Source organism: Acinetobacter sp. 826659, from assembly GCF_000588515.1.
GTDB lineage: Bacteria > Pseudomonadota > Gammaproteobacteria > Pseudomonadales > Moraxellaceae > Acinetobacter > Acinetobacter pittii.
This window is the reverse complement of sequence record NZ_JFYD01000008.1, coordinates 63,427-76,503: the sequence shown is the minus strand read 5'-3', so window position 1 is coordinate 76,503 and position 13,077 is coordinate 63,427. Positions and strand designations below refer to the sequence as shown.

Sequence of the window (13,077 nt, the reverse complement as noted above, 5' to 3'; positions counted from 1 at the left end):
TGTTTTATGAGAGAAAAAGCGTAATCAATTACGCTTTTCTTAACTTTCTAAATTTATTCTTTTTCTCAAGCCCATATATATTCTGAGTTTTAAATTACCCTTCCCACTTTCTAAAAATGAGACAAGTATTTACGCCACCAAAACCAAAGCTATTACTCATGACTGTTTTTAGTTCGGTTTCTCTGCATTTTTGAACAATATCAAAACTTTTAGCTTCTTCTCGTAGCTCGGTAATATTAATACTTGGCGCGATAAAGTTATTTTGCAGCATTAAAATAGAATAAATAGCTTCGTGTACGCCTGCTGCCCCCAAACTATGTCCAGTCATCGACTTGGTCGAACTGAGTGGTGGTACTTTTTCGCTACCAAAAGCTCTTTCTATAGCCAATAGCTCTGGAATGTCTCCGGCTGGCGTTGAAGTGCCATGCGTATTGATATAGTCAATCGTTTCAGAGCCATTTTGCTTGGCTTCTGCGAGTGCCAATTTAATGCAACGGGTCGCGCCTTCGCCACTTGGGGCTACCATATCGACACCGTCACTATTGGCAGCGTACCCAACCACTTCTGCCAAAATTTTTGCTCCGCGCTTTTGGGCATGGCTTAAAGACTCCAAAACCACCATGCCACCGCCGCCAGCGATCACAAAGCCATCGTTATCTTTTGAATATGGGCGTGAAGCTGTTTCTGGTGCATCGTTATATTTAGAGCATAATGCGCCCATCGCATCGAATATTGCTGTTTGGGACCAATGGTCTTCTTCACCGCCACCTGCCAGCATTAAGTCTTGTTTTCCCAGAAGCGATTAGGTGAAATGCATAGCCAATTGCATCGGCTGAAGTGGCACAGGCACTCGCGATTGATTGAGAGATACCTTTTAGGTTGAAAGCATTTGCTAAGTTAGAACTAACCGTATTTGTAAGATAGCGTGGTGCTAAATCAGACGATACTTCGCTTGCACCTTTTTCTTTTAAGCTATGCAGCATGTCGATAATGGACGCTGTCGAGCTGCCACCTGTTCCTCCAATCACGCCATATTTTGAGTTATTAGCAATGTCAGTTGCATCAAGCTCAGCGTGTTGTAGCGCATCGACTGCCGAGTTATAGGCATACATGGCACAAACGCCCATGTGTTTTTTTAATTCTGGATCAATATTTTCAAAATCCATTTCGGCAGTGGCACTCACATGACTTCGAAAGTTTAATTTTGCATAGACATCGTTATAGCGAATGCCTGAGCGACCTGCTTTTAAGGAGTCGGTTACTTTCTCTAATGTATTTCCAATACAGGAATTAATTCCCATACCTGTTATTACGACACGTTCCATTCTTATCTCTATAAAAACAACAAAAATAGATCTTAACAATCAAGTTCTTTTTTGGAACTGGCAAAATATTTCTATATTTATTATTTTTTCTCATCAAATATAAATAAAAAGTTAATAATAATATTTTATTTTAAAAATAAATTTAGTTTTATTATTAAATCAAAAATATTTTAAATATTAAATTGACGTAATTAAAATCACCAATTATTATCTCGTTGCTGGCCACATTGCCAGTCGGTTTTGACAGACCGTTGATCCACGGCGGGTTATAGTACAATCTATAAGTCGTTAGACCCTTGCGTCCCCTTTTCTTTGCGGTAGGACGGATGGGGGACGCCCCGTGCGTGCTGGTTCCATGGATCCCAGTCTGTCAACCCCCTTTCGTTCTACCACCATAAATTAATTCGCGGTAATCTGGTGGTAGGACTCCATAATTTTAAAGAGTTGACCATGACATTTTTCAAACTTATTCCCTCTCCTGCTTAATCATTTTATTTATTTAAAATTTAGGTTTTCTATTGCCTAGTTTTTTAAATTTATAAATTAATTTTATTTTAAAAATTTAATTATTATATTTTCCTACACGCATGGAAGGATTAATTATTACCTAAAAATTATTTTAAACCTTAAAACCAATTATATTTTCATTCTACTCATAGATATAAATCATTATGAGAATAATATGACAATTTATAAACCTATTTTGGCTTTAAGTTTCATTCTAAGCAGCTACAGTTTTTCAGTTTGCAAAGTCCTGTTCTCCCACAGGACTTTGCCCCTACTTTCTTTAATGTCATGCAGCGGTGTGACAAAAATGAAATGGGTTAAGCGTTTGGCTTAGCCCCTTTATCTCTGTGCTGCAATGGTTTATTACTTTAAATCAACGCAAAAGATTAAAGCCTGTTGTGGCACAGAGGCCTAAAGTTGTTTGGTCAGTTGAGCTGATATTTAGATTTAATGAATTCAAATAATTCTTTAAAAAGAGGATGCCAGTCTTCTGTTGGAGGACTCAAAAAAGAGTGCCAGAAAAAATCGAAAGTTAATCCATTATCATCTTCACAAAAATGTGACCATTTATCTTTTAAAGCCTCGTGTGTACTACACACAAAAACATGCCAATCAGGCCCTTCCTCTGAAGGAATATGTTTACCTAGGTATGAATGAATTTGAGCACTCTTTATTCCAGATTCTTCATAAAGCTCGCGCAAAGCTGCTTGTTCCAATTGTTCTTGATGCTCCACAGTGCCTTTAACGATTTGAATTCCTGCTAACGGATGTCTAAATACTAAAATCTCCAAGTTATTATTAATTTCCCTAAATACCACAGGAACCACTTTTTCTATTAAAGTCATGATCATTTTCTTCTTTAAATTTAATTACATATTATAGAGCTTAGTTAGAGTTCTAATACGTTCTTGACGATGTAGATCCTAAGTTTACATAAAGCAATTAACTTCTTTGTACGTTTTAACCTACAAACTTTTAGGGATTTTGCGGATTGGCGACACCCTGCTTTTTTCCTAAGATGAGTTCATACAGGAACAGGATGTTCCGGAACACAAAACAACAATAATAGGTTCATGCACCAGGAGCGTGAGATACGACAGGAGTCATATCTAGCAACCAAATACGAAAAAGCTCGACAGGATGTCGGGCTTTTTTTATATCTGCATATTAAGAAATTTTAGGGTTTAAAAATCTCTGGCAGACTCTCTGCAAGAATATGAGGAATATTGTTTGGATAAACAATCTCATTGGTTTGGCTTAGCTCTTCAAACGTCCACCAACGACTTTTACTAATTACAAGCTTTTCTTGTTCAGCCCAGTTTGCTGTATTCACTTCTTCATTTCTAATAAAAACAATAAAAAGCCTTTCATCAGAAATCACAACTTCCGCACTCGGTAACATCATTTCAAAATTGCGTGTTGCAACATGATCACCTACGTTTTGCCTGACTACACCTAACTCTTCATAAAGCTCTCGGCAAGCTGCTTGCTCGAAGGTTTCCCCTTCTTCAAGCCCACCACCTACGGTTGCCCAATATGATTGTCCAGCCAAAGCATCATTTGTATGAGTAAACTGAAATAACAAAATTTGATGATTTTCATTAAGAACTAATAGTCTTGAAGATTTTCTAATACGCATTTGATTTTTTTCTTAAAGTAACAAGGTGGCTATTATTCATATTCACTTTGAAAAGTTAAACTATTTCTGAATGTACGTTTTAACCTACAAACTTTTAAGGGTTTTGCGGATTGGCGACACCCCTCTTTTTTCCTAATATGAACTCATACAGGAACAGGATGTTCCAGAACATAAAACAACAATAATAGGTTCAAGCACCAGGAGCGTGAGATACGACAGGAGTCATATCTAGTACCCAAATACGAAAAAGCCCAACAGGATGTTGGGCTTTTTTATGGTCATTTAAAAATGATATTGAAACTAACCTATAGCGGACTATGTGCCTGTTCTTGCTTTTTATGACGTATCCAACGTATTGCCCAAATAACAGCAATAACCACCACAATCGCAACCAGCGCAGGAACTAACAAAGCTGAAACCGAAAGTAAAATTGCTCCAATCCACTCTCCTGTCGCGACTACAAAATTCCCTAAGCCGCCTGTGGTTGCAGTTGAAACACCACGTGCAGCGACCGTACTCATTTGCCCCCCCCCTGCCGTACCACCGCCCACAATAATCGCTGCCGCCCAACCTGCGAACTGGGACATTTCACCACTACTCACAGCCATGGTTGTTAATGTACCCGCAATCATGGCCGCAGGAGTCGCGACCGTGTCTAAAGCATTATCGACCCACGGAATATAGTAAGCCGCAACTTCACAGACGGTTGCCACAGCTAAAGCCAAGCAAACCGATGGCATGGCCAACCACTCAAAACCTTTTGATGGCTCAAACCATCCCATCATTGTTGCAATGCTCATGACCAGTAGCGGTACAAACACGCGAAAACCGCAGGCAGCGCTCAGGCCCACTCCAATACATAAACCTAATATTGTTTCCATAACGGTTTCCTTTTCATGCCCATCACGGGTCTTGTTATGTAAGTCTTATTTTTAAATTAACAAAAAGCCCCATCGGGTGACAGGGCTTTTTGTTAAATGCAAACGCAAATATTATTTCATTCTTAACGTTTAAATTGCGTGCAGTAGCATTTTGTGCAAGGTGGTAAAGGGTCGGTATTAATTTCTAAAAACACTCTATGTCCGCACTGAGCACAGAAGTAGAAGCCTGTTCCGGGTTTTTCGCCAGCTGTTACCATGATTACATTCCTATAATCGTATATATATTAAACAGGAATATAACCCACTTAAAGTGAATGTCAATTGTCCATTTCGCCCGATGATGATGGCATAAATGCAAAAAATGTTATTTGTACGATTTATCTTACACAGATTTAGGGATTTAGCGGATTGGCTGCCTCCTGTTTTTTTTCTAATATGAACTCATACAGGAACAGGATGTTCCGGAACATAAAACAACAATAATAGGTTCATACATCAGGACGTGAGATACGACAGGAGTCATATCTAGCAACCAAATACGAAAAAGCCCGACAGGATGTCGGGCTTTTTTATATTCTTAATTTTGTTTTTAAATATTTTTTTATTTAATCATCTAGAACTATTATTTGATGTATAGTTTTAATCCATAATGATATATTAAAAAATTTATATTTTTTATTTTCTTTAGATACCCAAGGCTCACTACTTGGCTTGAAACTTGACAAACCATATACTAATAATGAACTACCGTTTGAGATATTAATTTTATCATAATCTTCAGGTTTCAAAATTATTTCCACCACCGGTATTTCAGTAATATTTTCTTCTAAACTTTCAATATGAGGACTATAAAATTTAATTGAATAATTTTTAAAATTATCAGTTGGCTCTTTTATACTTTTCACAACGCCTTCAAAACAGATAGGATAAGATATTTTTTTTAAATATCCTAGAGTAAATGCATCTATATAGTTTTTTTCACTAAAATAAAAATTATTCCATTTAATTTTCTCACCTCTATAATTAAGCATAAGAAATTCTGAAATATTATTGTCTTCTTCTAGCTTATTCCTTAATACAAGTATTTGCTTCAATGTGTTTATATAATTCGACAAACTTCCACTTGAACTATATTTTTTCCCTAATTTTTTTTCATCACCACCATGGTTTCCAGCCTCATCAATCGTATTACTTTCTCCATTTTCATTTTTAGGATTATGTAAAATTTGCAAACTAAATTCGAACTTTTTATTATTCAGAGAATTTAAAACATTACTATCCGAATTTCTACAGATAATTTCAATCGCTCCTTGAGTATCATAAGGGCAAAATTCACTATGTTTATTTCTATTTTTTAATTTAAAAAATGATGGAACTTTTATTACCTTATCAAACAATCTTTTCTCATGACTTTTTATAAAACTCATATTAGCATTACAATTTTCTGTTCTGCAGATATAATCACTATTATATCCTTGATCACAATCATTAACTGTAACTTCATATAAGTTTTTTTTATCTCTGACTTTATTTACTTTTATGCCCATAGCCTTAATATTCCTAATCAGAAATTATTATAAATATACCGCAACACAAAATATCACAACAAATTATATTTATAAATATATTAACCACTCAATATTCTAAAAATACTTCCACAATTTCATTTTGTACGTTTCAACCTACAAACTTTTAGGGATTTAGCGGATTGGCTATCCCCTGCTTTTTTCCTAATATGAACTCATACAGGAACAGGATGTTCCGGAACACAAAACAACAATAATAGGTTCATGCACTAGGAGCGTGAGATACGACAGGAGTCATATCTAGCAACCAAATACGAAAAAGCTCGACAGGATGTCGGGTTTTTTTTATGCAATAACTTATGTACTCGCTGAATCTATAAGACCAATTCTTTTTAGCATTAACTTTCCAAGGGGAGTAATAAATCTATGAGAAATCTGCGGCATCCCCTGTTGATCAAATTGAGGCAATCCTGTTTTTCTATCAATTCGATATTTCGATTTAATCAATCCTAGCCTTTCTAAATGCGATTTATAGCTTTCCTGAATATCTCTCTTCTCTAAAATATTATCATCGACACCAATATATGTTCTAACTGGCTCAATAACGTTTTGATGCTTTTGTCGAAATTCTTCATCGCCATTAATTGTTGGCTCTAAAAAGAAACGCAGCCAAATCACTTCTTGATCATTAAGCTCGCCTAATAATCTTAAAACATACTTACTATCTGCATAATTTTTTTCTTCATCTGATATACCATTTGCTACTACGTTTGCAATATATTCCCTTCTTTCGTTAGAGAGTGATCTGGATGCCTGAACAAATCCCTCTTCAATTAGATCCACGATTAATTCATTTTGTTTAGCATTTTCTAATAAATTACTATCAATTTTTTGAACTTTTTCATCCAATAATTTTATATATTGTACTAATCTATCCATTCGCTGGTCAGGAATAATAGCTCCTACAACTTCTGAAAGGATAGAACCAAACCCAGGCACTAAACCTACGATAGCCTTATAAGTTGCAACCCTATGGTCTAAAAAATTGGCATCTAAGTTATTATCTTTTTCTATCATGTTATCACCTGAATATATCTATTTCTAATTACTTATAAATTTCAAGGCTTATTAATTCCCATAAAAAAACCCCATCATCAAGATAGGGCTTTTTTTGAACAATATCAATAATGTTTAACTAAAGTATCAAGCCACTTGGCCTTCTAAAAAGTCTTGCGCAAAACGCTGTAATACACCGCCCGCTTCATATACAGAAACTTCTTCTTCTGTATCTAAACGGCAAGTCACAGGCACTTCAAGAATCTCTTCTTTACCATCCGCTGTGGCACGTTCAATTACTAAAGTTAAAGTCGAACGCGGCGAAATATTACCAATTACGCTATAAAGCTCTGTACCATCTAGTTTTAACGTCTTGCGGTTTACACCCGGTTTAAACTCAAGTGGTAACACGCCCATACCCACCAAGTTGGTACGGTGAATACGCTCAAAACCTTCTGCCACAATCGCTTCAACACCAGCAAGGCGGACACCTTTCGCAGCCCAGTCACGGCTTGAACCCTGACCATAGTCAGCACCCGCGATAATAATTAACGGCTGCTTACGGTTCATGTAGGTTTCAATCGCTTCCCACATACGCATGACTTCGCCTTCTGGCTCTACGCGGGCTTTTGAACCTTGCTTAATGGTACCGTCTGAACGAACCACCATTTCGTTATAGAGTTTCGGGTTAGCAAATGTTGCACGTTGTGCAGTTAAGTGGTCACCACGGTGCGTTGCGTATGAGTTGAAGTCTTCTTCTGGTACGCCCATTTTATGAAGGTATTCACCCGCAGCCGAGTCCATCAAAATCGCGTTTGAAGGCGACAAGTGGTCAGTGGTGATGTTGTCACCCAAAATCGCAAGCGGACGCATGTTCGCCAAAGTACGTGGTGCAGCCAACGCCCCTTCCCAATATGGTGGACGGCGAATGTAAGTACTTTGTGGACGCCAGTCGTAAAGTGGGCTTTTCGCTTGCTCAACTTCACCCAAGTCAAACATTGGAATGTAGACTTTACGGAACTGTTCAGGCTTCACGGCTTCTTTAACTAAGGCATCAATTTCAGCATCAGATGGCCAAATGTCTTTGAGGTAAATCGGGTTACCTTCTTTGTCATGACCTAACGCATCTTTTTCGATGTCAAAACGAATCGTGCCCGCAATTGCATATGCCACAACAAGTGGTGGAGATGCCAAGAATGCTTGTTTTGCATAAGGATGGATACGGCCATCGAAGTTACGGTTACCAGAGAGTACTGCGGTTGCGTACAAGTCACGGTCAATAATTTCTTGTTGAATGACTGGATCTAACGCGCCCGACATACCGTTACACGTCGTACAAGCATAAGCCACAATACCAAAACCAAGTTGCTCTAAGTCTTTTAGAACACCCGCTTCTTCAAGGTAAAGTGCAGCTGCTTTTGAACCCGGTGCAAATGATGATTTCACCCAAGGTTTACGCACCAAACCAAGTTCATTCGCTTTACGTGCCAACAGACCTGCCGCCACCGTGTTACGTGGGTTAGAAGTATTGGTACATGAAGTAATTGCAGCAATAATGATTGCGCCATCTGGCATTAAGCCATCAGAACGGTTTTCAACAACGCCCGCAATGCCTTTTTCTTTTAGGTCGGCAGTTGAAACACGTGCATGTGGATTTGATGGACCAGCAATGTTACGTGTGACTGTCGATAGATCAAAACGTAGTACGCGTGGGTACTCTGCTTTGGTCATATCCGATGCCCAAAGACCGATTTCTTTTGCGTACTGTTCAACCAATGCCACTTGAGCATCTTCACGGCCTGTTAGGCGTAAGTAGTCGATTGTGTTTTGGTCGATGTAGAACATCGCAGCTGTAGCGCCATATTCTGGTGTCATGTTCGAAATGGTTGCACGGTCGCCCACAGACATGCTGTCAGCACCTTCACCAAAGAACTCAAGGTAAGCACCAACCACACGCTCTTTACGTAAGAACTCAGTTAGAGCCAACACGATATCTGTTGCAGTAATGCCTGCTTGGCGCTGACCTACAAACTCAACACCAATGATGTCTGGCAAACGCATCCAAGATGCACGGCCCAACATCACGTTTTCAGCTTCTAAACCACCCACACCCACAGAAATTACGCCCAAAGCGTCTGTATGTGGTGTGTGTGAGTCTGTACCGACACATGTGTCTGGGAATGCCACGCCATCACGCGCCTGAATCACCGGAGACATTTTCTCTAGGTTAATCTGGTGCATAATGCCGTTCCCCGCAGGGATCACATCGACATTTTTAAATGCTGTTTTAGTCCACTCAATAAAGTGGAAACGGTCTTCGTTACGACGGTCTTCAACAGCACGGTTTTTTGCAAAAGCGTCTGGGTCAGCACCACCGTATTCCACTGCTAATGAGTGGTCAACAATAAGCTGAGTCGGCACAACAGGGTTGACTTTAGATGGGTCACCACCTTTGTCAGCAATCGCATCACGCAAGCCTGCAAGGTCAACCAATGCAGTTTGACCTAGGATGTCATGACACACAACGCGTGCAGGGTACCAAGGAAAGTCCAAATCCTGACGGCGTTCAATTAACTGCGTTAAATAAGCAGTTAAGTTCTCGGCATCGGCACGGCGTACCAATTGCTCTGCGAGTACTTTAGAGGTGTAAGGCAGTTTTTCGTATGCGCCTGGCTGAATATCTTCAACGGCTTGACGCACGTCGTAATATTCAAGCTGGGTACCTGCCAGCGGTTTACGGTATTTTGTGTTCATTAACCACGCTCCGCCAATGGTTTGAATTTGAGGTTTTCAGGACCTGTGTAGTTCGCGCTTGGACGAATGATTTTGCCGTCTTGGCGTTGTTCAATCACGTGCGCTGACCAACCTGCTGTACGTGCAATCACGAATAATGGTGTGAACATTGCAGTTGGAACACCCATTAAGTGATAGCTTACTGCACTGAACCAGTCGAGGTTCGGGAACATGTTTTTCACTTCTTTCATCACTGCTTCTAAACGCTCAGCAATGAGGTACATTTTGGTGTTCTCTTGTGCTTGCGCTAAGTCATGCGCCACTTTCTTGATCACTTCGTTACGTGGATCAGAAACTGTATATACAGGGTGACCAAATCCGATCACGACTTCTTTATTTTCAACACGTTTACGGATATCAGCTTCTGCTTCATCTGGATTGTCATAACGTTGTTGAATCACGAATGCAACTTCGTTTGCACCACCGTGCTTAGGTCCGCGAAGTGCACCAATACCGCCTGTAATTGCCGAGTACATGTCAGAACCTGTACCTGCAACCACACGTGATGTAAATGTTGATGCGTTGAATTCGTGCTCAGCATACAAAATAAGAGATGTATGCATTGCTTGAATCCATTCTTCAGATGGTTTTTCGCCATGAAGTAAATGTAAGAAATGCGCTGCAATTGAGTCGTCATCTGTTTCAACTTCAATACGACGACCGTTATTGCTGAAGTGATACCAATAAAGCAGCATTGAGCCTAGGCTTGCCATTAATTTATCAGCAATGTCTTTTGCGCCCGCTTCGTTGTGGTCTTCGTGTTCTGGCGTTAAACAACCTAAAACTGACACACCTGTACGCATCACATCCATTGGGTGTGCAGACGGAGGAAGTTGTTCAAGTGCAGTTTTAAGTGCTGCTGGTAAGCCACGAAGTGCTTTTAATTTTGCTTTATACGCTTTGAGTTCAGCTTTGTTTGGTAATTTGCCATGTACGAGCAAGTGAGCAACTTCTTCAAACTGGCTACCTGCTGCAAGGTCAAGAATGTCATAGCCACGATAGTGTAAGTCGTTACCGCTACGTCCTACGGTACAAAGTGCTGTGTTGCCTGCAACTTGTCCGCTAAGTGCAACTGATTTTTTTGGTTTGAAGCCTGTTGTTGTTTCATTTGAGCTCATAAGATTGTCCTTTCCTATCTATCTGAATTTATTTATTAAGCACGACGGAGTCGTACCATTTTCACTTCTTATTTCAGGATTAACCTTCAGTTTGACCTACTTTTCTTTCGGGAAAAGTAGGCAAAACCATTGTCATCTGCAAAACTCGTCCACAACCATCGAATATCCTATCTATCGCAGAACCATTTTTAAAAAATGTAGTCCTGTCTCAAACAGTTGCAGATGATGCCTCCGAGTATCAGATTCCAATTAATCAACTTTTTAATTTATTACTTCTTTTTAGCAAATGCGTTGTCTAAGTAGTCTTCAAACGCATAGTAGTTAATGCGTTCATATAACTCTTTACGCGTTTGCATAATATCAATCACGTTCTTTTGCGTGCCTTCTTTACGCAAGGTTTCATACACAGTTTCGGCTGCTTTGTTCATGGCACGGAAAGCAGAAAGCGGATAAAGCGCAAGGCTTACATCGGCAGATGCTAACTCTTCAGTAGTAAACAGTGGTGTAGAACCGAACTCTGTGATGTTTGCTAAAATCGGTGCGCCTGTCTTCTGAGCAAATTGCTTGTACATATCAAGCTCGGTAATTGCTTCAGGGAACAACATGTCTGCACCCGCTTCAATGTAGGCACCTGCACGGTCAATGGCAGCTTGTAAGCCATCTACTGCCAATGCATCGGTACGTGCCATAATCACGAAGCTGTCATCGCCACGCGCATCAACCGCAGCCTTAATACGGTCAACCATTTCTTCTTGAGTCACAATGGCTTTGTTCGGACGGTGTCCACAACGTTTTGCGCCCACTTGGTCTTCAATGTGCATTGCCGCAGCACCAAACTTGATAAGTGCTTTTGTAGTACGAGCAATGTTAAATGCAGAAGCACCAAAACCTGTGTCCGCATCGACCAATAATGGAAGATCACATACATCGGTAATACGGCGTACGTCTGTCAACACATCATCAAGGTTACTGATTCCCAAATCAGGTAAGCCTAAAGAACCAGCTGCTACACCGCCACCTGATAAATAAATCGCTTTATAACCTGCACGTTTTGCCAAAAGTGCATGATTGGCATTGATGGTTCCAACCACTTGTAATGGCTTTTCTTGGGCTACTGCATCGCGAAATAGCTGACCTGCGGATTGTTTAGCCATTGTTATGTTCTCCTTGTGCTTGTAGCAGTGTTTGCTCAATAATTTTGTAAGAAGCATTGATATGTCGATGCATGAGCAGCTCGGCAAGTTCACCATCGCCTTCTGCAATTGCATCTAAAATACGGATATGTTCGTCCCAAGCTTTGCTCGGTCGATCGGGTGTGTTTGAAAACTGAATTCGGTACATACGGATGAGATGATAAAGCTCATCGCACAGCATTTTTTCTAAGGTTTTATTGCCACTACTTTTGATAATGCAGTAGTGAAAATCGTCCTGCCCTTCTTGCAAGTAATATCCTTTACCTGCTTTAAAGTTTTCATCTTCAGCGTGCATACGCAATACATCACGTAATGCCAAGATTTGCTTTTTATCAATATGCTGTGCAGCAAGTTTGCAAGCTAAACCTTCTAATGATGCACGAATCTGGTAAAGCTCTTTAAACTGTTGCAGTGAAAGCGAAACCACGCGTGCACCCACATGTGCAGTACGCTCAACCAAACGTTGCCCTTCAAGGCGATGAATCGCTTCACGCAAAGGCCCACGACTAATGCCATAGGTGCGCGCCAGTTCAGGCTCAGAAATTTTGCTACCTGCCGGAATTTGACCCAAAACAATCGCCGTCTGTATTTGTTTAAATACATTCTCGGTCAGTGTTCTTCCCTGACTTTGTAGTGGCTCTGGTGCGAAGGTCAAATCTTGCATATTGTCGACAATTTTTAATCAATTATGAGTTTTATAGCGGTATGAATGAAAAAAATCAAGGTGATTGTTGACACTTTACAGAACGCATCAGGTCAATTTTTATAGCCTCACCGCTTATATCACCTTATATTTAAAGCATTAAACCACTTGCCAATTAGTATTTATAAAACAGTTATTTAATATTATTTTACCTATAGATTTATGGCACTTTTTTAGCTACTTTTCGACCTCTAATCTTTTGTTTCAAACTTTAGTCTACAACCAATGTATTACAGCAAGATTGTAGACAATCTGCTTGAATGAAAGCATGAGTTAGAAATTAGTTTCTATTTACCGTAATTTCTTTTAAATCTTTTTATCATTTTCATCCAGAAA

The 13,077-nt window shown here is 39.6% G+C and carries 9 protein-coding genes and 4 pseudogenes; 2 read left to right on the top strand and 11 right to left on the bottom strand.

What is annotated here, in order from left to right:
- Nucleotides 1-94 precede the first annotated feature (94 nt).
- Nucleotides 95-1,325, bottom strand: a pseudogene (locus J663_RS16130) (beta-ketoacyl synthase N-terminal-like domain-containing protein).
- Nucleotides 1,326-2,060: 735 nt separating this feature from the next.
- Between J663_RS16130 and J663_RS19730 the strand changes: the two are divergent.
- Nucleotides 2,061-2,153, top strand: a pseudogene (locus tag J663_RS19730) (hypothetical protein); the annotation flags it as partial.
- Between the two features lie 104 nt (nt 2,154-2,257).
- Here the strand turns inward: J663_RS19730 and J663_RS16125 are convergent.
- The 10 genes and pseudogenes from J663_RS16125 to J663_RS16085 all read right to left on the bottom strand — a co-directional run bounded on the left by J663_RS16125 (nt 2,258) and on the right by J663_RS16085 (nt 12,702).
- On the bottom strand, nt 2,258-2,677 hold the full coding sequence (locus J663_RS16125) for an NUDIX hydrolase (RefSeq protein WP_032037129.1): 420 nt from the start codon (nt 2,675-2,677) through the stop codon (nt 2,258-2,260).
- Nucleotides 2,678-3,009: 332 nt separating this feature from the next.
- Nucleotides 3,010-3,511: pseudogene (locus tag J663_RS16120) on the bottom strand (NUDIX hydrolase).
- Nucleotides 3,512-3,776: 265 nt separating this feature from the next.
- Nucleotides 3,777-4,352: a DUF4126 domain-containing protein gene (locus J663_RS16115; RefSeq protein WP_033850929.1), complete on the bottom strand. Its 576-nt coding sequence runs from the start codon at nt 4,350-4,352 to the stop codon at nt 3,777-3,779.
- A 122-nt stretch (nt 4,353-4,474) separates the two neighbouring features.
- Nucleotides 4,475-4,609 carry a zinc ribbon-containing protein gene (locus J663_RS19495; protein ID WP_001983336.1) on the bottom strand — a complete coding sequence of 45 codons (135 nt, stop codon included), beginning with the start codon at nt 4,607-4,609 and terminating at the stop codon, nt 4,475-4,477.
- A 348-nt stretch (nt 4,610-4,957) separates the two neighbouring features.
- Complete coding sequence (locus J663_RS16110; protein ID WP_033850928.1) at nt 4,958-5,899, bottom strand: hypothetical protein; 942 nt, start codon at nt 5,897-5,899, stop codon at nt 4,958-4,960.
- 336 nt (nt 5,900-6,235) lie between these two features.
- Complete coding sequence (locus tag J663_RS16105) at nt 6,236-6,955, bottom strand: hypothetical protein (protein WP_033850926.1); 720 nt, start codon at nt 6,953-6,955, stop codon at nt 6,236-6,238.
- 126 nt (nt 6,956-7,081) lie between these two features.
- Entirely contained in the window at nt 7,082-9,688 is a 2,607-nt protein-coding gene (acnD, locus tag J663_RS16100; RefSeq protein ID WP_033850925.1) for a Fe/S-dependent 2-methylisocitrate dehydratase AcnD, read from the bottom strand.
- The gene (gene prpC / locus J663_RS16095) at nt 9,688-10,845 is read right to left on the bottom strand and encodes a 2-methylcitrate synthase (RefSeq protein WP_033850923.1); all 1,158 of its coding nucleotides are present in this window, start codon (nt 10,843-10,845) and stop codon (nt 9,688-9,690) included. Before prpC ends, acnD begins: the two co-directional genes overlap by 1 nt.
- A gap of 269 nt (nt 10,846-11,114) precedes the next feature.
- Nucleotides 11,115-11,999 carry a methylisocitrate lyase gene (prpB, locus tag J663_RS16090; protein WP_005071840.1) on the bottom strand — a complete coding sequence of 295 codons (885 nt, stop codon included), beginning with the start codon at nt 11,997-11,999 and terminating at the stop codon, nt 11,115-11,117.
- On the bottom strand, nt 11,992-12,702 hold the full coding sequence (locus J663_RS16085) for a GntR family transcriptional regulator (RefSeq protein ID WP_001153627.1): 711 nt from the start codon (nt 12,700-12,702) through the stop codon (nt 11,992-11,994). The genes prpB and J663_RS16085 overlap by 8 nt, the downstream gene beginning before the upstream one ends.
- Nucleotides 12,703-12,747: 45 nt before the next feature.
- On the opposite strand from J663_RS16085, the pseudogene J663_RS19195 reads away from it, so the two are divergent.
- Nucleotides 12,748-12,882: pseudogene (locus J663_RS19195) on the top strand (hypothetical protein).
- Nucleotides 12,883-13,077: the final 195 nt, after the last annotated feature.